Below are 21,200 nucleotides of genomic sequence, written 5' to 3'. Positions count from 1 at the left end.
TTTTTTACAAAAAAATCAGGTCAAGGCATATGGTATCCTAAAAAAGATCTTATTTCCTTTTTCAGGTGACGTCATGAATTATATGGAGCAAATAACGTATGCCCTCTCGTTTATCGAGAAGCAATTAACGGAAAAAGTCACTCTCGATGAAGTGGCATCAGCCGCCGGATATTCCAAGTACCATTTTCAACGCTTGTTTTTTCACGTGACAGGAGAAACGGTCGGTCAGTACATTTCGAAGAGGCGCTTGACCGAGGCAGCCAAAGCACTGTCGCTCGAACAAAAGAGCGTGACAGAAGTCGCCTTTACCTATGGCTTTGATTCCCACGAAGCCTTTACTCGCGCCTTTACCAAACGCTTTGGCCTGCCTCCTTCTACTCTTCGCCGATCTGGTAAGATGCCGCGATACATGATGTTGGAGCGCATGGAGTTGCCGTATTTAGAAAATATTCAGCGACAGTCCATTGAGCCCTTCTATGTCCCTGCCGACGAAGCGCTGAACCTGGCAGGCTACTACTCCCCTAGTTTTTCGGTTCGTGATATTACCGGTTGCTGGAGCCGCTTGGGGCAACAAGTGGGGTGGCAGCCAACGCAAAAGCGTTATGGTATCCTTCGCTACCCAGATACATTTGGACTGGAGCTGAGCTTTACGTATTTCGCCAGTCTGCCCGCATCGGAACGTGCTGACATCAACAGTCTGGAAATGCTCACATTGCCTGCATCAAGTTATCTTGTGTTCCCTCACAAAGGATCGGTGCAAAATCTCAAGCTGACGTATCAATACATATACGGGAGCTGGATGACACACGCATCCGAATCCGACCAGCTGTATGCCCGATACGATTTTGAATACTACGATCACCGCTTTCTCGGAAATGACCATCCTGATTCGCTTTGTTTCATTTATATACCCGTTCTAGCCCGAGAATAGTCGGGAACGGTTCGCATTTTCGATCAAGTTTTCCTCCTTTTCCTGTCGTACGCTGGATGTGTGAAAAGGAGTGAATCGAATGAATGAACTGACCTATTTGACAGCAACGGAGATGGGCACTTGGATTCGCGAGCGAAAAATAAGCGCCGAGGAAGCTACCCGGCATATCTTTAAACGAATCAACTCCCTCAATGGCAAAGTGAACGCCATCGTCGCCTATGATGAAAAAGGTGCGTTCCAAGCCGCCAAGCAAGCAGATAAAGAAATAGGGGAAGGCATCTATCGTGGGCCTCTTCACGGGGTACCCATTACAATCAAAGACTCTTTTGCCACAGCAGGACTCGCCACTACTTCTGGTTTTCCACCTCTCAAAGGCTACATTCCCCAACACGACTCAGCAATCGTTAGCAGACTGAAGCAGGCCGGAGCCATCATCCTGGGCAAAACGAATGTCCCTCCTCTTCTGATGGACATGCAAACAGACAATGATATTTACGGTCGGACGAATAATCCATGGAATTTGGAGAGAACAACAGGCGGAAGCAGCGGAGGATCGGCAGCCGCAGTTGCTGCCGGGCTTTCCTATTTGGATATCGGCAGTGACATTGGCGGTTCGTTGCGTGTTCCGGCTCATTTCTGTGGCGTACTTAGCTTGAAGCCAACAGAAGGAGCCGTTCCGTCAAGAGGACACATGCCCGGTTTTGAAGCAACCGCTGATTACACTTCCTCACGTCATCTTGCTTGCTATGGCCCCGTCGCTCGATCAATCGAGGATCTCGAAGTGGCCTTTTCCATCATTAGCGGTGGAAACGGCAACGCTAACGCTGGCCTGCCTCATGGACCACAAGTGTTGCCGCCTCCCCTCAAGGAACAGCCCATGCACATTCGCTGGATGGAGGAGCTGCCCGGCTACCCGACGAGTCGAGCTATCCGCAATCAGTTGCGTCGCTTTGTCAAAGTGCTGGAGCAGCAAGGTATGCATGTAGAACAAGTCACGGCACCACCTTTGGATGTACGCAAAGCTTGGGAAACATGGGGAAAAATGATCGACGCGGAGTTAAACTCGACGACACCCTCACTCATTCGCGGTTTGGCTCATCTCATGACGATGCCGATTTATCGCCAGCTTCCTACGGCTACCATGCTCATCCCACTGACGTTTAAAAACTACATGCGTGTCTTAACCATTCGGGAGCAGCTCATTCGCAGCTTCGAGCAATTTATGGCCGACTGTGACGTGTTTTTGTGTCCGGTTAGTTGCACAACAGCTTTTCCGCATATGGAAAAATCGAAAATGTGGGGCTACACGCCGCTTTACACCAAACCGCTGTACGTAGACGAGAACCCGCAAAACTACTGGGCCGCTACGACTTTTTATACGAATCTGTTTAATGTAACCGGAAGTCCGGTCGTAACGATGCCGATTGGTTTTGATGAGCAAGGTCTCCCTATTGGCATACAGTGTGTGGGCAAGCGATGGCGTGATAGGGAATTGCTACAGAGAGCATCGACATTGTATGCGACCTGCCCAGAATGGCGAGCGCCTGCCATTTCTGTGGAGCCGCATTAAGAATAAAATATTCCAATCCAATTTGCATAAAGCCCCTTTCTTGTGAAGAAAACTACCAGTGCGAACCCCATTTCTGGTAATGAGGAGGGGCTTTATGCTTCCGTTATTAAAAAAGCGCCTGACACTGATCGTTTCCATGCTTTGCATGACGCTTCACCTGTCCGGCCTGTCCTTTGCAAAAGAGACAACAAACGCTCCAGCTGTTCAACAGTCCCATCTCCTCCAATCGAAGACGTTTCTTCAATCACAAGAGAGGCTTGCCTATTCGCTTGGCATTCAAGCATACATTTACGGCTATCCGTTAGTGATGTCCGCCAAAACGATGGAAGCCATGGTCAAAAATCGGGCGCCGATCAACCAGTTTTACTATGCGGACACACTCGCTTCCCCAACTTATCGGGATATCGTGACGCCGAACTCCGATACATTGTATATGAGCGCATGGCTGGATTTGTCGGAAACACCCGTCCGCTTGACTGTCCCCGCCAATTCGCAAAACCGCTATTATACCGTGCAAATGCTGGATGCGTACACAAATACGTTTCGCAATGTCTCCAATCGTTCCACCAAACAGCAGGCCGGACAATATATCATTGCAAGCCCACAATGGAAAGGGCCTACCCCAGCCCATATCCCTGTGATCTATGCTCCTACGAATACCGTCTGGCTCATTGGTCGTGTCGAGGTAAAGGGTGAGGCTGATTTGCCGCAGGCAGTCTCGTTTGAAAAACAAATCGCGATTGCCCCTGTCCATCCAAAATTGCAGACGGCACATGTTCCCGAAGCGCTTCCCCCTGATGTGTTGTCGTCCCTTTCTTTTTTCCAAGTGATGACGAAATGGATCCAGAGCAATCCTCCCCCCGAATGTGATAGCGTCTTGCTCGATCAGTTCGCACAAATCGGGATCGATGTCCAAAAAGGATTTGATCCTTCCGCACTCGGTCCAGCCAAACTTGCGGGCCTACAGCGTGCTTTACAGGATGCTCCGTCTATCGTACAAAATGGCTTTCCCGGCTACGCCACCTTCCGTAATGGCTGGGGCTCCTTTTCCCCCATCGGCACGTACGGAAACCAGTTTCTCGCTCGTTCCTTTATCGCCTATTCTGGTATTGGGGCCAATGTGCCGAGCGAGGAAGCTTATTATCGCGCATTGACAGATGGCTCCGGAAAACCACTTACGGGAGCCAAAAGCTACACGTTGCATTTTACAAAGGAACAGCTTCCCAAGACGTCTGCTTTCTGGTCGATCAACGTCTATGACAACCAGTTGTTTTTAGCCAAAACAGCAACTGATCGCGCATCGGTTCGCAGCAATACAGGAACGCTTGCATACAATCGCGATGGCTCCCTCGATCTGTATTTGCAACAGCAACCGCCCAAAGGCAAAGAAGGAAACTGGCTGCCGCTCCCTGAGGGTGAGTTCAATCTCGTTTTGCGGGTATTCGCACCAGAGCCTGCAACGCTAGACAAACAGCACGCTTGGCCCGCTGTCATGGAAAGCAACCCATAACCGTAACACAAACGCAAAAAGGCACCGCCCCATCGTGAGCGGTGCCTTCTGTATTGAGTCTGTTACTTCTTCAAATCTTCAATGGAGTTAACATCCATGTAGGTTGGAACAGCCAAGCCCAGCTTGGTTCCTTGCAGGTTTGGACCGAGGTCCTCTACGTCTTTCCCCAGCTTTTCCATGTAGTCTGCGTGCGTCGTTGGCAGCCAAGCTGCTACCATTCCATCCACATCGCCGTTCGATACACCGACCCACATTGGTCCTGCTTCTACTTGGCTAAGCTCCACTTTGTATTTCAGCTTTTGCTCTAGGACCGTCTTCACCACATTCGTGCTGGCGATCTCAGAATCCCACGCGACATAGGCGAGCGTTAATTTTTTGCCTTCTGCAGGCTGGATGCCTTCTACCCACTTGTTGACGGTAGCCTCATTATTTTTCACCCATTCGGCTGCTGCCTCTTCCGGCTTTTTGCCGCTCTCGATATCGAGCATCACTTTTTCCATGTCCGCAGGTGTCCACGAAAACTTGTCGAGGAACGCATACGCACTTGGTTGCTCCTCCTTCAGTCCTTTGCGCACGATGGTATGAATTTGCTCATCCTTCCCGAAAGTGCCTTTCGGGTCGTCGAGGTATTTCATTTGGAATTTAGAGAACATCCAGTGAGGTGTCCAGCCAGTCACGATAATTGGTTTTTTGTCTTTGTAGGCTTGCGTCAGAGCTGCTGTCATCGCTGCACTGGAGCCCTCCACCAGTTCCCAATCTTTCAGATCGTAGTCTTTCATGGCTTTTTCCGTCGCTTTCATCAGACCAGCGCCAGGATCGATTCCGATAATTTTATGATCCACTTGTGCTCCAACGCTATTCGGTGCAGACGTACCCGTATTGCCCTCGGCAGGCTGATTTCCCTGCGGTGTTCCCGCGTTTGAACATCCTGCCATTACCATACTGAGTCCGAGTGCGACTGCCAGCCCTTTCAAGGCGCCTTTTTTCATTTTCATGAAAACCCCTCCTACGCGTTTTTTCTCTTTCCAACACTTTGCGTGAGACGATCCAGCAGAATCGCCAAAATAACGATGGCCAGACCCGCCTCAAAACCTTCACCGATCTTGATCTGTGTTACGGCACGATACACGTCCGCTCCCAAGCCTTTCGCTCCAATCATGGAGGCAATCACGACCATGGACAGCGCGAGCATAATGCTCTGGTTAATCCCCGCCATCATTGTCGTCTTGGCAATCGGCAGCTGTACCTTCGTCAGTTTTTGCCAGTAGGTAGAACCGAACGCTTCAGAAGCCTCGATCAGATCAGCAGGAACTTGACGAATTCCCAGGTTGGTCAGACGAATCGTCGGTGGCATCGCAAAAATGACAGAAGCGATAACCCCTGGTACTTTACCGAGTCCAAAGAAAAAGATTGCAGGAATCAAGTACACAAACGCCGGCATCGTCTGCATAAAATCAAGCAGCGGTGTGACGACCTTTTGCACAGAATCATTCTTCGCGCACCAGATACCGACGGGAATCCCGATAATCACCGAGATCAGCCCTGCCGTCAATACCAGCGCAAGTGTTTCCATTGAGTGCTCCCAATAACCCAAATTCTGAATCAGAAGAAGTCCAATGAAGGTAAAAAGAGCAATTGCCACTTTGCCAGCACGATACGCCAGCAGCGTAAACAAAATGATCAGGGCCCAAAACGGGATTCCTGTTAGAATCCACGAAAACAAGTCAACGGTTCCACCGATTCCAGCTGATATGAAGTCGAACAAGAAGCCCAAATTCTTTTCCAGTCCATCTACAATCGTTTCTACCCAACTGTCGAGCGGCAGCTTCGGAAAAAATTGATTTTGACTCATGATGGATTCACCTGCCCCTCTTCAATCGTTGACTCTGGAACTTGTTGATTTACTTTTCCTGCCAATCCGCCCAGGACGGCTCCTTTTACAATCACACCCAACAGACGGTTTTGTTCCCCGATAACCGCCACAGGAATATCTGAAAACGCAACAAGGTCAAACATCTCATTGAGAAGTGTCTGCGGTCCGACAGTCGGTACCTCTGTTCGCAGCACGGATTCCAGCGACTGTCCTGCTTCCTTGGCTCCGTTTACCGCGTCTGCCGTCAGCACACCCAGTAAAGTTTTTCGTTTGTCCACTACGTACAGACTTGATACACCGCGCTCACGCATCATTTGGAGTGCGACGCGAGGCCCTCTGTCCAGTGTGATCGTCTCTGCTCGCTTCATGACTTTTTCCGCGGACAACACCTTGGAACGATCCACATCCTCTACGAAGCGTTCTACGTATTCGTTTGCTGGATTGGTCATGATTTCTTCCGGCGAGCCGATCTGCACGATCGCACCGTCTTTCATCAGAGCGATTCGATCCCCGATCTTCAATGCTTCGTCCAGGTCATGCGTAATGAAAATAATGGTCTTCTGCATGGTGCTCTGCAGTTCCAATAGCTCATCCTGCATGTCCTTGCGAATCAACGGGTCCAAGGCACTGAACGCCTCATCCATCAACAGCACATCGGGTTCATTCGCGAGAGCACGGGCCAGGCCCACACGCTGCTGCATCCCGCCACTCAACTGATCCGGATAGCTTGCTTCCCAACCGCCGAGTCCGACGAGTGTGAGTGACTTTTTCGCTTTTGCCTCACGCTCGGCCTTTGGCATCCCTTGAATTTCCAGACCGTACTCCGCATTTTCAAGTACTGTCCTGTGAGGGAACAAGGCGAACTTTTGAAATACCATCCCCAGCTTCTTTCTTCTTACTTCCTGTAATTGCTCGGTGTTCATACTGACGATATCCGTACCGTCAATCAGGATCTTGCCTTCTGTAGGTTCAATCAACCGGTTCAATAATCGAACCAAGGTCGACTTCCCGCTTCCCGAAAGCCCCATGATGACGAAAATTTCGCCTGCATGCACCTCAAAACTCGCTTGATTCACCCCAAGGGTAAGACCCGTTTCCTTCAAGATTTCTTGCTTGGTCTTCCCCTGCTTCACCTGGGACAATGCGCGTTGGGGTTGGCGTCCAAAGATTTTGGTCAAATTCTCTACTTTGATCTTGGGCATATGGTCACCTCCAACTATTACGCCCGGCATCCGGACTGTTCTTTACCCTTACAATTGTAACCAGCCATTTTTTTTACCTCAAACTGGGTGAGGCATGATAATCCGTCATTTTCAGCGTTCAGAAAAAACTTTACGTACTTTACTTCCTGTATTCTCAGTTTATCGCGTATATACTGTACAATGTCTCCATTTACTTTTTGCAGTTGGAGACGTACAATTCTAGTCAGGTTACTATGATAGAGGAGCTGCTTTTTTCAAAATGGATACCAATCAGGAAAAAATCCTCGAAAAAGCTCAGGAACGCGTGATTGAAACGCTGGCTCGCAACATGGATCTGTATGGAATCACCATGTCAACGGGACTGCTGTATGGCACATTGCTCTTTCAGGACAAATCAATGACACTCGATGAGATGGGCGAAGCACTGGGCATGAGCAAAACCAGTATGAGCACTGGCGTCCGCACATTGATGGACTTAAATATGGTAGAAAAGATATGGAAAAAAGGGACACGGAAGGATCATTACGAGGTCAATCTGGATTGGTACCAGAACTTCATTGACCTCTTTTCCGTGAAGTGGCGTCACGCCTGTGAACATAATGCACACGCCTTGAAAAAGTCGCTCCTTGAGCTTCGCGCGCTCCAGCAATCCGAAGAGCTTTCCGAAGAAGTCAGCGAGCGTGTGGACCTCAGTATCAAGCGCATTGAAAATGGGTTGGAGTATTATCTGTGGCTGTCCCGTTTGATCGACTCCTTCGAATCACATGATATCTTTCAGTTTGTACCGAAAAAGGAAAATGAATCATAAGAAGTACACAATCGAAAAAGACTCGTTCCTGACAATAGGAACGAGTCTTTTTGTGGTACAATTATCCAGAGCAAATTCACGCTCTTCTATGATGAAAGGAGTGGTCAGTTATGAAAAAGGACAGGAATCAACGTTCTTATAAAGCTGTGCGTGTACCAAGCAACTCAAAAGGGGAACACCAACACTAACCCCCTTTCACCTAGGAGGAAATGAATTGATTCGGAAAACAGCTCTACTCATTATTGATGCGCAAGTAGGTATTATCGAAGGGAAACTTGGTCCTGTTTTTCAGCCGTCTACACTTGTCCAAACATTGAAAAAAGTAAGAGAAGACGCCTATAGCAAGGGTATTCCTGTGCTGTACGTTCAGGATACGGATGTCGGGGAAGTCGGTTCAGACGACTTTGCCATCCACCCTGAGATCGCACCTCTCCCATCAGAAATAGTCATTCAAAAACTAGCCACTGACTCGTTTCACGGAACAGACCTGCACGAAAAGCTACAAGCGCTCGGAATTAACCACCTTGTTATCACAGGGTGCAAAACCGAGTATTGTATCGACAGCGCCTGCCGCAAAGCGACGACACTCGGCTATGATGTGACGCTCGTCAAAGACGGGCATTCTACATCGGACAATCAGGTATTGTCAGCGGAACATATCATCGCTCATCACAATACATGCTTGCATGGATTAGGGAATATTGATCCATTTATTTTGGTGCGGGAATCAACCGAGGATATCTTCGCCCCTACCCATGATTCTTACCGATAACATTTTGCTGAACTTCTCGAAACCGTCTCTTCAGGCGGTTTCTTGTTTTGTCCTGATTACGATTTGATCTTGCTATAGCTATAATAGTAGAAACGAATCTGCCTATCGAAGGAGAAACCATGTCGACTACTATCGCTATACCAAGATTGGGCGTAGGAGCTGTCATCCTAAACGACAAGAATGAGATTTTGCTGGTTTTACGAAACAGAGATCCAGAGAAGAATACATGGAGCATTCCCGGGGGAAAAGTTGATCCCTATGAACAACTGGAGACGAGTGTCGTCCGCGAAATCAAAGAAGAAGTCAATCTCGATGTCGAGGTAAAGTCCCTGCTGTGCACCGCAGAAACCATCCGCCCGGAAAGTGCCGAGCATTGGGTGTCGGTCATTTACGAAGTCACAATCCTCGGTGGAGAAGCACGCAATTTAGAGGAAGGCGGGGCAATTAAAGACATGCGCTGGTTTTCACTCGATGCACTTCCGTCCAGTCTGGCTTGCTTCGCGGTACCAGCTATTGAGCAATTGCAAAACCGGAACCGTTCATGAAATGCAAAACGGACAGTTGCCCATGGGGTCTGTCCGTTTTTTTAAAAAAGAAGATTACTGCCCTTTTCGGATGATCTCCTGCACTCTCCCTACTTGTCCATCCGTCAAACGGACCTTGATTCCATGGGGATGGGTACTGGAGTTCGTCAGGATATCCTTGACGATTCCACGGGTGCGCTTGCCTGTGCGTTGGTCCTGTTTCAATACAATCTCGACCTCAAGACCCGCTGCGATGTCTTTTCGATTTTTTCCGTTCATTTTTCCCTTCTCCTTTTTTCGTTCTATGTCCCACCTATGATATAATCTACAAACAAATCCATCTCACCGGAGGAATCCATGCTTACTTTTGAAGAAAAACTAGCGATTATTGAATCTTTTCCACAACTGACTCGGAATGACGTCTCCCTGAAACGGGTTAATTTTCATTATGAGGAAAGTCTTCATGAAAAGAAAACGGTTGTCTATCACCTTCATCCGAACGGCAACGGCTTTGTGTTCGTCGGCTTTGTGAAGAGCTATCAAAAGCAAAAAGACGATAAGGGCTTCATCAATATCCGTGATTTCTCGGCGGAAGAACTGCGCACGGTTATCGAAGCGTCGATCCACTCTCTCTCCCAAAAACGTGAGGAAGCGCCTAAAAACACTGCCGCATCAGATCAACTGGAGCAAACATGGGTCGACAAGCAAAACCGCACGCTCTTGCTGCAACAGGAAGACGCGTTGTGGAACGTATACCACGGGATGAACCTGGAAGCTTCCTTTGAATCGTACGTAGAAGCGGAGCAGTATCTGATTGAAGAAGGATTTTCCCTTCAACAATAAGCCCTTCCTCCTCCCTGCTACATGTACCATACCAAATCGTAGACGTTTTGATCAAATGGGCGCAGGTGATCCGACCGCTTGCGCCATCCCAAAACAGGGGGGCGTACGACATGATCAAGTACAGAGATGCACTTCTTACGAATATTCACAAACAGATTGAGACGTGGTATACCCAGAAGTCCCCCGTCTCTCATGAAGAGCTATATCGCTTTCTTCATTCGTTAAAAGGGACATCCGGGACAATTGGCTTGACCGACTTGTCTGATCTGTCTCAGATCCTCCTGGATCGAATGGAAGACATGCCGGCCAAGGATTGGTCGCTCGGTGAATGGCGATTGTTTTTGCACGAGTTGATCAGCTTGTGTTACGAACAACGGCCGGAACAGGAAGTTTTTATCGAGAACCCCACTCTCCAACGGGAATCCCCTTGTGAGCAACAGCCTTTGGTCCTCATCCTGGACGATGACGTCACCCTGCTTATGTATCTAAAGGAATATTTAGAAAACCACAATTGGTCTGTCATCGCAACGGTCTATCCTCATATGGCTCTCGACTATTTTCACGACATGAACCCCGACTGCTTCATTCTGGATTTGAACATCCCGGAAACGGGCGGCTTCCAAGTGATACAGACGATTAGCGAAAAAATAAAGAAGCAATATGTGCCTACGACCATTATCAGCATCGATTGCGGACGGGAGACCCGTCTGAATGCCTATCGTTTGGGCGCAGATGACGTCATGTGCAAACCGCTTGATATGGAAGAGCTGGTTGTACGCCTCGAACGCCAGCTTCGCCGGAAGCGCTGGATGAACAGCATCTTGTTTTTGGACGAGCTAACGGGTGTCAACAATCGCAATTCTTTTGTTGATACATACCAACGGCTTCTTTCTGATGCCCAACGAACCAATACCCCCTTCTCACTGGCATTTTTAGATATCGATTTTTTCAAAGGGGTCAATGATACATACGGTCATCTGATCGGGGACGAGGTGCTGACTCGTTTTGCTGCTTTCATCAGGCAGAGCGCGGAAAAACAGGATGTATTATTCCGGTACGGCGGAGAGGAATTTATCCTGTTGATGCCGCGTACGACTGTACAGACAGGAAAGTTACGCCTGGAACAAATGCTCTCTGCATTTTGTTCGCTTACGTTCGATGCTCCTGAAGGAACGTTTTCCTTAAGCTTTTCCGGTGGAATCGTACAAGTAGATGATCCTCATAGACCGCATACGTATTGGGTAGAAGCTGCAGACACTGCTTTGTATGCAGCCAAAAATGCAGGGCGGCGCCGGATTGAAACCGCTCAAATCACAGAGACACATGATACCCCTAAGGTAAAACTGAAGGTCGCGATAATCGATGACGATCCGATGATTCGCGTGATGCTTGCTGATTCCATCCAAACCAGTTTTGACGGTTGGATTCACGTCGACATCCAGACTTTCGAAGAAGGAGCAGCTTTCTTTGACTCCACCTGGCATCAGGGACAAGAGCCTTATCTGGTCATTTTAGACGGGATGATGCCACAGATGGATGGCCTCGAGGTTCTCCGGAAAATCCGGAATTTGCCGAATGCCAAGAAATATACGGTGATTATGCTAACAGGCCGTACGGAAGAGCAAGACATAGTCCGCGCGCTTCAGCTCGGAGCTGACGACTATATGACCAAGCCATTCCGCACACGCGAACTGGAGGCTCGCATCACGCGACTGGTTAAGCGAATGCTGTAAGGAGGTAGCAAGATGGCAACCATTATGCTGGCCGAAGACGAAGCCGTGTTGCGCATGTTGATTGGCGACACGCTCGAAGACGAGGGACACGAGCTCGATATCGCTTGTGATGGAGAGGAAGCCCTGCAAAAAATCGGTCAAAATGAGTACGACTTGATTATTCTAGATTATATGATGCCAAAGCTGACAGGCTTTGAAGTATTGCAGCAGCTCAAACAGATGGACGATAAAAAGGCAGTCAAGGTCCTGATCCTTTCGGCAAAAAGTCAGCATGCCGAACAGGAGAAAATGCGTGAAGCTGGTGCTGATGACTTCATGCCGAAGCCCTTTAGCCCGATGGATCTCGTCCGGAAAGTGGAGGAAATGCTCGCATGACGGGGTTCTGGGCGTTTATCAGAAAAAGCATCACACGTCGCTTCATAGCGATGATGCTTCTTTTTCTGTCACTTCTGATTGCGGGCGCTGGCATCGTTCAAAATTTGAATAGCAACGCATTAACCCATTATCAGACGGAGATATACAATACCAAGGAAAAACAAAATTTGGTCGCAGACATCGCTGAGCACACGAACCAGATCTTTTTTCGCGCAAGGGGTTATTACGCTTTCTTGAGCCCATCTGAGTACAATGAGCTATTTCTTGAGAAAAAGAAGCTGGAACAGGCGTTGGAAAAATTTAAGAAGCTTCCGCTCAATGATGAGGAGCAAACGCTTGTCGCTTCGATCGAATCTTTCTTCACGAACTTTTTCGCCAATGTGTTTCCTACTTTTTCGAGTTATGCAAAGAACGGAGACTTTGAATCCCTGCGGAAAGCTTCGGCCAGTGGCGTGAATCAGGAAGTGAACAACCTGCTTAAATACGCCGGGCGGTATCAGGAAGAGCACGATCAGCTTTTATATACGAAAAACCAACTACTTTTCGAAGAGATGTCACAGATAAGCACCTGGTTTCTCGTGTACTCGCTGATGGTGCTGGTGATCATGATAGTAGTCACCATTCAAACTACGCGGGAAATCGGCAGGCCGTTGGTTCGTCTATCCCAAAATGCTGAACAGTTTGCTAATGGCGGTACACCTCTTTTGCAGGATTTGAACAGGATTGACGAAATCGGTAGGCTCTCCCGCTCCCTCGACTATTTGATCAGGCAAATTCAAGCCAAAGAAGAAGTGCTCATGGCGCAAAACGAAGAGCTGCAAGCCCAGCAGGATGAACTGATGATGCAGCAAGAAGAGTTACAAGAAGCATTGGGCAAGATGGAGGAAAACGAACGGTATTTGGAAAAGAAAAACCGTTTCATCCTCTCTTTGTCGAATACGTTGGATAAAAGCGAGCTATTGTCCAGTATCATTCGCAATATAACTGAAGTCCTGGATGCCGATAAAGGCGTTATCGTCATGTTGAACACGGACAGGGATGCAGCTAGCTTTGGCGTTTCCCAGAACGGTCTGGAGCAATTGCGCAAAGGATTGGATGATGGTCCATTTGTGCGAATCAGGGAGACGGGCCTGCCATATGTCCTGATGCGTGAAAGCACTGACGCTGAGCGCGGCTACACAGAGGAAAAGTCACAAACATTTGAGCTTTACCTCCCAGTGCTAGATGCTCAGCAGACAATCGTTGCCTGTATCATCTGCTCCCGTATCGGTCGAAAATTCACCAATCAGGAGCTACAAGTCATCATCGGCATCGCCAAGCAGATTTCCTTGGCACTCGACAAGCTCGAGATGTATGAGGAGACAGAGCGACAGCGTAAAATGACGCAGGATATGCTCGATTCTGTTCAAGAAGGCATTCAGCTTATAGATTTGAGTGGAGAAACACTTCAGGTGAACTGGAATTTTTGTGAGCTCTTGTGTTACGACCATCAGCTCGCTTCGCAAGGATTTGACTTGGAACAGTTCCTTTCCCATCTACAGAGTCGAACCTCTGAGCCTGATCGGCTGATTCAGTATGTCAGATCTGTCGTTTTAGACGAAGGTGCCATTCCTTCAGGCAGTATTGTGTTTGAGATGACTGGACCGCAAATACGCTATATTCAGCTCTATGCAGAGCCATTGTACCGGAACCAAGAGAAATGGAGTACCTTGCTCGTTTACCGTGACTTCACCAAGGAATACGAGATCGACCAAATGAAATCGGAATTCGTCAGTACGGTCAGCCATGAGCTGCGTACTCCTCTCGCCAGCGTACTTGGTTTTGCGGAGCTACTGTTAACGAAAAAGCTCAAGCCCGAACGTCAACAGCGGTACATAGCGACCATTTATCAAGAAGCTACTCGCCTGACTGCACTAATCAACGATTTCTTGGATTTACAACGCATGGAATCCGGCAGACAGACGTATGAGCTAGAGAATGTTGCCATTGATCAAGTGATTCGGGATATTTTCGAACTTCATCGAGTACAGTCCCCTCTCCATCGGTTTGAACTCGATTTGCAAACGGAGAAAACCGTTGTTTCTGGAGACCAAGCCAAGTTGCATCAAGTATTTTTAAATCTGATCAGTAATGCCGTCAAATACTCCCCGCATGGTGGTCATGTCCGGGTGGGTTGTCGACAAGATGGCAATCGCTTGTTCGTGGAGGTCCAGGATGAAGGGCTAGGCATTCCTTCCGAAGCCATTCCTCACTTGTTTACTAAATTTTATCGTGTAGATAACTCGGATCGTCGCGAGATCGGCGGTACAGGATTGGGTCTCGCCATTGTTCAGGAAATCGTCCATATGCATCATGGAGAAGTTTTCGTTATTTCCGAATCGGGCAAGGGTAGTACATTTACGGTTACTCTTCCATTGGCCGAGCACGCTTTGTCCCCTAGCTATCCAGCGGGAAGTGAGGAGGCAGTTTCTCCAACTGGTCAATGCAAAGGAAACGTTGTGATCGTCGAGGACGATTTGAACTTAACCGAGCTGCTACGTCATGAGTTAACATGCTCTGGATTCAGCGTCAATTCCTTCTCTACGGCGTCTGAGGCAGTAGCAGCAATCGAGGAGCTGCGACCGGATGCTGTCGTGCTTGACCTTAACTTGAAGGACGGCGAGAGTGGTTGGAAGGTCATTGAGAAGATACGCAACAACCCGGATTTACGAACCATTCCGATCGTGATCTCCAGTGCTTTTGAGGAAAAGAAAAAGGCATTTGATCTGGGGGCAACCGGCTATCTGATCAAGCCTTATCATCCAGATACCTTGTCAAAAGCGATTTTGCTGGCCATCACGAATCATGAAGCAACGGGACAGATCTTTATTCCCGACGAACAGTAAAGATGGAATGGACAAAAGAGGCTGCGTCGATGAAAGCGCGGCCTCTTTTTTTACCTACTACCAAAGAAAATCTTGGTATATTCATGAGCTTTCCATCACACATTAATAGAGGTTACTTTGTGCACTTTTGCCCTGCAAAGGAGGAGTTCATGTGTATTTCTCAAAAAAAGCAGTCGTTCCAATCGAAGAAGAGGAAACAGATGTATGGACGTGCAGTAACGAGGGCTGCACGTGCTGGATGAGAGATAACTTTTCCTTTGATAAGAGCCCGAGCTGCCCTTTTTGCCATGCCCGAATGGTAAAAGACACGCGCATGCTACCGGTCATAACCAATCACAGCAGCAAACGGAACTCTTGAGTCCTTCTTTTCTTTTTTCTTGCGGGTATTCTTCCTCTTCTCTACAATAGGCTCATGACGTACGAATGTTAGAGGAGTATGCCCATGAACCGAAAAGAGATGGAAGATCAAGTGATTCAAGCCTACCAGCGCGATGAAGGCATGATGATTCTCGTTTTTGCCCAATGGTGTGTGAATCACGGTCTCGATGCACGCGAATTATACCGCCGCGCTTATCCCGCTCAAGGGGAAAATACGTTACTCGCTCAAATGCTGGACAATACCGTTCCCAAAGAAGAAGCTGAGGACATTCCTGATGCGACTCTCCTCGGTGTATTGTCACTGTTTGGCAATGACGATTTGGCGTTTGTGGTCAGTGAGATCATCGATGAAATGAACAAGAATCCGAAATAATGTATGAAAGCCATTCTCGTGCAAAAGCTACACGCGCGGGTGTGGCTTTCTTTCTTTTTAATTTTTTCCGGAATCCCCCTCTCCTGTCCAAATACGAATCAAAGAAAACTTTATTATCATAAAACCATTCACAGTTTATTGTTTGAGCGACAACGTCAGCCGACAAACGATGAAATGGAGAATATCGAAATGTATACAGATTCAAAAATCTTGAAATCTCTGTTTTACATCCAGCTCTTCTCAAGTTTTCTCGTTGTAGTCGGTCATTTCACGGCTTCTGCACTTTCGTTTACAGATCCGTTCTGGATCGTGGCCCTCAATCAGATCAGTCGTTATGGCACTGTCCTGTTGACGATCGCCACCGGTTATTTGACTGCTTATTCTTTTGAAGCCAAGAGCCCTACTGCTCGCGAATTTTTTTCAGGGAAGCTTCTGTATATTTTTGTCCCTTATTTAGTATCTGGTGTCCTGTACCATTACTTGTTGAAAAAAGGGATGCCTCATACTGCCCAAGACTTTACAAACATTGTTTTAGGCAAAACGGGTGACCATCTGTACTTTGTGTTTATGATTTGTCAGTATTACGTTTTTGCCTATCTGTTTCGTCGTGTGATCACGAAGCGCAATATTTTGGTTGTCATTTGGATTCTGCTCGGTATTCAGTACATCTACATCAACTTCATCCATCAGGGCTGGTTCGGGCTCACCACGCGTCATATGCTTCCGAGCTGGATTTTTACCCTGTACATGGGGCACGTGTTGTATTGGTACCGTGAATCGATCCTTTCCTTTTTGCGAAACAACCGCTCAATCCTGACGCTGATGACGGGTGTTTCCACTGCGGCTGCGCTGTTTTTTGTTATCTCAAACAAGCTGTATGTGGCTGTGCATTTGACTTTTGTCTTCGCCACGCTTTTGTCGTTTCTCGTGCTCATGGTCTTCTTTTTGGAACGCGTCGATCGTTTGTACATCAAGTTTCGAAAAGGGCTGACGTATTTTATTTTCTTGTTTCACTCTGCTTTTTTGATCATGTTCAAAGATTATTTGTTTGCGAAATACGGCGAGGTCACTTGGCTGTTTGAAAACACGTTGTACTCGCTGCTGTACTTACTCCTGATTATCGGGTGTAGTTGTCTGTTGGCGCTTATGCTGGTCTGGATGGTAAACAAACTGGAGCGTATCTCCAAAACTATACGACAAACACGTAGGCCGCTTCACGCTAGCAAATAAACAGTCACGTCTTTTTTCACAAAAAAATGACCTATTCATGGTGCACGTCTGTTCTCGAGCGTGCCTTCAGGAATAGGTCGTTTTTTTGTAGCGTTAGATATGATGGCTCATCGACATTGAGCCACTTGTACATGTGTCGCAGGGCTTAAATTGCATGGAAAACTTCGTTTGCAGATCAGTAGATTCGCACGTAATCGTTCCTCCATGCCGCTCAATGATTTCTTTGCAAACGTATAAGCCAATTCCAGTACCGAGCTCCTTCGTCGTGAAAAACGGTTCAAAAATAACCGAGAGCAGGTCAGGTGGTATTGGCGATCCATTGTTGGAAACGGTAATCAAGGAGCTGTCTGACGTTTGAGATACCTCAATGACAATCTCCTTATCGCCTGTTTTTTTATGTAACGCATCCAGCGCATTCGAAATGATATTGATAAACACCTGCTTCATCTCATCCTTGTAGCCTTTTAGTTGGAAGGTAGGATCGATGCTGCATTGGATATCCACATTTACGTCAACGATATTCGGATAGAGGAAGGAAAGAATCTCATCAAACAACTCCCAAACGCTAAAAACCTCCATTTGCTTATAGACCGCTCCCTTTTTCGAGACCAGCAAAAACTGCGAAACCCGGTAATTCAATTGCCGCAGCTCATTTTCAATAATGTCTACGTAAGGGAGGTTCGGGTAATCTTCTTTTAACAAACGTGAGAATCCCATAATGGAAGTAAGCGGATTCCGGAATTCATGGACGAAGCTGGATGCCATTTGCCCTAGAATCGTGAGCCTGTCTTTGTGAGAACGCTCGATAAATAGCTTCTTCTCTTCCAAATCGTTGTCTTTGAGATCGGTATATTTAAAAACAGCATGTACCAAAAAGACATCAAAGCATTCGTTTATTTTCAATAGGGCTGGCATTAAAGTGGCAGGCGTAAAAGGACCTTTTTGGAGAAGATCGATAACCATTTCTCGGCCCATGCACACGTTGGAAACGAAATCGCCAATGTTGGTCTCTGCCCTGTTTCGTTCATATGCGACCTTGTAAGCCAATTCTTTAATATCCTCAAGAGTGATTTCCGAACGAAAATATTCAATAACCATACGATACAGTGCTTGGCCATTCAGATGGATCAATCCCTTGTATTGATCACTGTCCGAAACGGCAATTCGTCGCTTGAATTCTTTTACGATCGCTGCCTCGTGCTCGTCCAAATATACTGCCAAGTCATCCATCGGCATCTATCCCCACTCCGAATTATAGGCAAACTCACCTTCCAGCCCATTATACTATCATTATCGTTAATTAACTAAATATTTTTACTACTTTAGCAAAAAAGAATAGTAAGGGGAAAGGAGCTACTTGTCAAAACCACTCGTCCTCCTGCCGTCAACAATACAATTCCCCTTGGAAACTCACCCATTATCTGGTATATTGGTGTCACGTCTATTTGGATGGAAAGGTACGGTAACTACGTATGCCAACAACTACTTTGTAATGGCCTAAAAAACTGGATAGCTTGCCCTTCGGAAAACAAACGGTTTTTCGCACAGGTGCAGTCTGCCCTTTTTTCCCATTACAAAGGAACGTAACGAAATCTGTAGGTGTATATCCTAACGGAGGTTCGCTATGGGGAATCTCCGTTTTTTTGTGTTCAAAAACAGGCCTGCCCTACAGGACATCCAAATAGCAGGTGCGTTCCTTTCACTTTTTATACGAGGTGAAGGACCATGCATACCATCGAGCATACGTGGGTATTACGTGAAAATCATGAAAATCAGCCAGTCCAGCGATATTGCAGCAATTGCGGGCGAACCGTTCTCTTTTTCGATACCAACATCCGCCGCCACAACGCTAACGGCAAAAACATCTATCGCTTCGCTATCTATAAATGCGAAAAAAATCATACATGGAACGAAAAGCTGGCCATCTACAAAGCCTTTACAGATCATCGGGAGGTGCCAGATACGGAGTTCAGTGAAGAGATCGCGCCGCTCCCTATTCTCCCCTTGCTTGAATACCAGGAAAAAGGCATTCAGGAAGTGACGATTCATATAGAGAGTACAGAGGCGCGCTTCCGCCTTGACAAGCTGCTGTCCGAACAGATAGAAGGCTGGAGCCGCAGCCAAATTGCCCGCAAGATCAAGGACGGGCAAATTCTCCTAAATGAGCAGGAGACGAAGCCAAGTGTTGTCTTGAGTGCAGCAGATATCATTCAGATTCGGATTGGGTAAAAGTATGTATGGGAAAAGTCGCAGACGGAATCTGCGGCTTTTCTTTTATTTCTTCAATACGACTGCTTTTCGCGGCTCGTCCCACTCCACTTGCAAACCAAGTAAGGCGGCAAGCTCTCTTGTTTTCGCAAAAGCAGTTCCCTGGTCGTTTACATAGGAGACTTCCTCTCCGTTCACGGTCACTTTTTGCGTGGAAGGCTCCCATTCCACTGCTCCACCAACTGCCTCGGCAATCATACGAATGGGTACATAGGATACATCATCGATTAGTTTGCCTGTAGAAGTTAGTGTCAGTTCAACCGCGCACTTATCCACATCAGGCTGTGGTTTTTGTGGATAAGCTGTGAGAAACCTGTGGACATCCTGTTGAAACTTTGTCCATGCGTCCTTCGCTGGCATTCCTGTATAGGTTTGTGCGGTCGTATTGACGACAAAAAAGGCTGGACAGTTTTTTCCCGTAATGTCGTAATGACGCCACAGGTGCTCGACTCCCCAGCCATGTCGCTTCAAGATATCCGCGGTCAGCGCCACTGTTTGCTCGTACATTTTCGCAAAGCTTCCATCTGCATTGACGCACATTTCAATCCCAATCGTGCAGTTGTTCGGATAGTTGCTCAATTTGTTCAAGGCGGCCTGTGAATAAGTCTGCGCCCCGACGTGGTAGCCCATCTCGTCCTCGGGCAAGCAGCGAATGATTTGCTTGTCGTCCACGATGTAGTGTGCGCTCGCTACTGTCGTTGGTTTGTTGAAGTAGTTTCGGTTTGCGGTGGCATTTGCCCCGCTGCGTTCGTTGGCCGTCCAGTGGATGACGACTCCTTTTGGGACCATTTTCTTTTTGGGACGGGAATTTACGTTGGTCAGAAGCATCTCGGTGATATTCATTGTTTACTAGGACTCCTTTCGTTTAGCACGCTCTGCCTTTGCCTTGATTTCGGCGCTGACTAATTTCTCGACGGATTTGGGCATCGGCCAGCCTGCGCGGTGGGCATTGGCGGTCAGGCTTGTCCACGTGTGGTAGATGAGGCCGAAGGTGACACCGTAGAATAAGAAGCCTGGGGTGCCCATGACGCGGTCTAGGAGATTAGCTACGGCTGGTAGGGCCATGAGGAATAAGGTGCGGGGGATTCGGGACAGGCCGTAGTCGGAGGAGTAGGATTGGTCCTTTTTGGCGGCGGAGATGCCCGTGATCCAGTCGAGGGCGATTAGGAAGAAGAGGACGATGATGATGTCTTGGCGGTTGGTGCCGTATAGATAATGAAAGGCGGGCGACACGATTGCACCTGCTGTTGTCGCCCAGGCGTTTGCTGGGGTTGCGATGCTTTCTAGGCTGTGTAGGGATTTCATAGCGTGTCTCCTCCTTTCGCTTACATAGCAAAAAAGGCCCCGCTTAGAACGAAGCCTTTTATTATTTTCGTGTACCAGAGTGTCATAACAAAGAAAAAGCGCCCTTTCATGTAAAAAGAGTGCTTAGGCCTTGTATGATTGTCCAGTGATGGTTTTAAACTCTTCTACGGTGATCTTTCCGAAGGAAACTATCTGTTTAAGCTGATCAGTGGTTGCCCAACCACAAGTATAGTAATACTGCCACTTTTGATAGTCTGTCATACTACAAGCCTCCTTGGGATAGTCTTAATTCAAGGTTAACGATGGATTGCCCGAGAACTTTGTTTTCGTTCTTTAGTTGCAGAATTTGCAACTCCTTTTCTACCAATTGTTGGCCTCTGATTTCTGACTCAGACTGTGGCCGTTGCCAGTCCTTGATCTTACCTATTTCTTGACTAGTTAGACCCTCTTCCCACTGGTCCCCCGTCCATTTTGCTTTAAAGAGTCCGTCAGTTGGCCTTTCTTTCACAATGTCTTCCGGAATTTGTTCAGGTGGTAAATCTGCACTGATCAATACTGGTTCTACGAAAAAACCATTTACATCGATTCTGTATGCTTGGATTTGAGACATACGATTTATC

Annotated in this window: 23 protein-coding genes; 14 read left to right on the top strand and 9 right to left on the bottom strand. The window is 47.5% G+C overall.

The window, feature by feature from the left end; all coding sequences use genetic code 11:
- Positions 1-73: 73 nt before the first annotated feature.
- The 3 genes from HP570_RS22945 (at position 74) to HP570_RS22935 (ending at position 4,011) form a co-directional block, all read left to right on the top strand.
- Positions 74-931, top strand: a complete 858-nt coding sequence (locus HP570_RS22945) for a helix-turn-helix domain-containing protein (RefSeq protein WP_173627274.1) — start codon at positions 74-76, stop codon at positions 929-931.
- A 79-nt stretch (positions 932-1,010) separates the two neighbouring features.
- Positions 1,011-2,501, top strand: a complete 1,491-nt coding sequence (locus tag HP570_RS22940) for an amidase (protein WP_173627273.1) — start codon at positions 1,011-1,013, stop codon at positions 2,499-2,501.
- Between the two features lie 94 nt (positions 2,502-2,595).
- The gene (locus HP570_RS22935; RefSeq protein ID WP_173627272.1) at positions 2,596-4,011 is read left to right on the top strand and encodes a DUF1254 domain-containing protein; all 1,416 of its coding nucleotides are present in this window, start codon (positions 2,596-2,598) and stop codon (positions 4,009-4,011) included.
- Positions 4,012-4,073: 62 nt separating this feature from the next.
- On the opposite strand, the gene HP570_RS22930 is transcribed toward HP570_RS22935, so the two are convergent.
- The 3 genes from HP570_RS22930 to HP570_RS22920 are packed head-to-tail and all read right to left on the bottom strand — an operon-like array spanning position 4,074 to position 7,086.
- Positions 4,074-5,000 (bottom strand): glycine betaine ABC transporter substrate-binding protein, encoded by a 927-nt coding sequence (locus HP570_RS22930; RefSeq protein ID WP_142498194.1) that lies wholly within the window; start codon positions 4,998-5,000, stop codon positions 4,074-4,076.
- A 17-nt stretch (positions 5,001-5,017) separates the two neighbouring features.
- The gene (locus tag HP570_RS22925) at positions 5,018-5,863 is read right to left on the bottom strand and encodes an ABC transporter permease (RefSeq protein WP_015893300.1); all 846 of its coding nucleotides are present in this window, start codon (positions 5,861-5,863) and stop codon (positions 5,018-5,020) included.
- A complete protein-coding gene (locus HP570_RS22920; protein WP_015893301.1) occupies positions 5,860-7,086 on the bottom strand; it encodes a quaternary amine ABC transporter ATP-binding protein in 1,227 nt (408 codons plus the stop codon). The genes HP570_RS22925 and HP570_RS22920 overlap by 4 nt, the downstream gene beginning before the upstream one ends.
- Before the next feature lie 259 nt (positions 7,087-7,345).
- Here HP570_RS22920 and HP570_RS22915 point away from each other — a divergent pair, with 259 nt between their 5' ends.
- From HP570_RS22915 to HP570_RS22905, 3 genes are all read left to right on the top strand, one after another.
- Positions 7,346-7,894 carry a GbsR/MarR family transcriptional regulator gene (locus tag HP570_RS22915; protein WP_015893302.1) on the top strand — a complete coding sequence of 183 codons (549 nt, stop codon included), beginning with the start codon at positions 7,346-7,348 and terminating at the stop codon, positions 7,892-7,894.
- A gap of 214 nt (positions 7,895-8,108) precedes the next feature.
- Positions 8,109-8,666 carry a cysteine hydrolase family protein gene (locus HP570_RS22910; RefSeq protein ID WP_173627271.1) on the top strand — a complete coding sequence of 186 codons (558 nt, stop codon included), beginning with the start codon at positions 8,109-8,111 and terminating at the stop codon, positions 8,664-8,666.
- 119 nt (positions 8,667-8,785) lie between these two features.
- A complete protein-coding gene (locus tag HP570_RS22905) occupies positions 8,786-9,211 on the top strand; it encodes an NUDIX domain-containing protein (protein ID WP_173627270.1) in 426 nt (141 codons plus the stop codon).
- Positions 9,212-9,265: 54 nt separating this feature from the next.
- Here HP570_RS22905 and HP570_RS22900 read toward each other — a convergent pair whose 3' ends face one another.
- Positions 9,266-9,469 carry a YwbE family protein gene (locus tag HP570_RS22900; RefSeq protein WP_015893304.1) on the bottom strand — a complete coding sequence of 68 codons (204 nt, stop codon included), beginning with the start codon at positions 9,467-9,469 and terminating at the stop codon, positions 9,266-9,268.
- Positions 9,470-9,547: 78 nt separating this feature from the next.
- Between HP570_RS22900 and HP570_RS22895 the strand changes: the two genes are divergently transcribed.
- The 7 genes from HP570_RS22895 to HP570_RS22865 all read left to right on the top strand — a co-directional run bounded on the left by HP570_RS22895 (position 9,548) and on the right by HP570_RS22865 (position 17,007).
- Positions 9,548-10,033 (top strand): hypothetical protein, encoded by a 486-nt coding sequence (locus tag HP570_RS22895; RefSeq protein WP_015893305.1) that lies wholly within the window; start codon positions 9,548-9,550, stop codon positions 10,031-10,033.
- A 110-nt stretch (positions 10,034-10,143) separates the two neighbouring features.
- A complete protein-coding gene (locus tag HP570_RS22890) occupies positions 10,144-11,766 on the top strand; it encodes a response regulator (RefSeq protein ID WP_173627269.1) in 1,623 nt (540 codons plus the stop codon).
- A gap of 12 nt (positions 11,767-11,778) precedes the next feature.
- A complete protein-coding gene (locus HP570_RS22885) occupies positions 11,779-12,141 on the top strand; it encodes a response regulator transcription factor (protein WP_015893307.1) in 363 nt (120 codons plus the stop codon).
- Positions 12,138-15,026, top strand: coding sequence for an ATP-binding protein (locus HP570_RS22880; protein WP_173627268.1), 2,889 nt, complete (start codon positions 12,138-12,140; stop codon positions 15,024-15,026). The genes HP570_RS22885 and HP570_RS22880 overlap by 4 nt, the downstream gene beginning before the upstream one ends.
- Before the next feature lie 151 nt (positions 15,027-15,177).
- Complete coding sequence (locus HP570_RS22875; RefSeq protein WP_081496852.1) at positions 15,178-15,384, top strand: cold-shock protein; 207 nt, start codon at positions 15,178-15,180, stop codon at positions 15,382-15,384.
- 84 nt (positions 15,385-15,468) lie between these two features.
- On the top strand, positions 15,469-15,777 hold the full coding sequence (locus tag HP570_RS22870) for a hypothetical protein (protein WP_173627267.1): 309 nt from the start codon (positions 15,469-15,471) through the stop codon (positions 15,775-15,777).
- 189 nt (positions 15,778-15,966) lie between these two features.
- Entirely contained in the window at positions 15,967-17,007 is a 1,041-nt protein-coding gene (locus HP570_RS22865; RefSeq protein WP_173627266.1) for an acyltransferase family protein, read from the top strand.
- Positions 17,008-17,100: 93 nt separating this feature from the next.
- Here HP570_RS22865 and HP570_RS22860 read toward each other — a convergent pair whose 3' ends face one another.
- A complete protein-coding gene (locus tag HP570_RS22860) occupies positions 17,101-18,243 on the bottom strand; it encodes a sensor histidine kinase (protein ID WP_173627265.1) in 1,143 nt (380 codons plus the stop codon).
- A 489-nt stretch (positions 18,244-18,732) separates the two neighbouring features.
- On the opposite strand from HP570_RS22860, the gene HP570_RS22855 reads away from it, so the two are divergent.
- On the top strand, positions 18,733-19,236 hold the full coding sequence (locus HP570_RS22855; RefSeq protein ID WP_173627264.1) for a S4 domain-containing protein: 504 nt from the start codon (positions 18,733-18,735) through the stop codon (positions 19,234-19,236).
- 45 nt (positions 19,237-19,281) lie between these two features.
- Here HP570_RS22855 and HP570_RS22850 read toward each other — a convergent pair whose 3' ends face one another.
- The 4 genes from HP570_RS22850 to HP570_RS22835 form a co-directional block, all read right to left on the bottom strand.
- Entirely contained in the window at positions 19,282-20,118 is an 837-nt protein-coding gene (locus HP570_RS22850) for an N-acetylmuramoyl-L-alanine amidase (protein WP_173627263.1), read from the bottom strand.
- 6 nt (positions 20,119-20,124) lie between these two features.
- Complete coding sequence (locus HP570_RS22845; protein WP_173627262.1) at positions 20,125-20,580, bottom strand: phage holin family protein; 456 nt, start codon at positions 20,578-20,580, stop codon at positions 20,125-20,127.
- Positions 20,581-20,703: 123 nt separating this feature from the next.
- Positions 20,704-20,841 carry an XkdX family protein gene (locus HP570_RS22840; protein ID WP_081437276.1) on the bottom strand — a complete coding sequence of 46 codons (138 nt, stop codon included), beginning with the start codon at positions 20,839-20,841 and terminating at the stop codon, positions 20,704-20,706.
- A gap of 1 nt (position 20,842) precedes the next feature.
- Complete coding sequence (locus tag HP570_RS22835) at positions 20,843-21,190, bottom strand: hypothetical protein (protein ID WP_173627261.1); 348 nt, start codon at positions 21,188-21,190, stop codon at positions 20,843-20,845.
- Between the last annotated feature and the right edge of the window lie 10 nt (positions 21,191-21,200).

The organism is Brevibacillus sp. RS1.1 (genome assembly GCF_013284365.1).
GTDB lineage: Bacteria > Bacillota > Bacilli > Brevibacillales > Brevibacillaceae > Brevibacillus > Brevibacillus brevis_D.
Note: the sequence above shows the minus strand (reverse complement) of the source record. Positions and strands in the feature narration are given on the sequence as shown.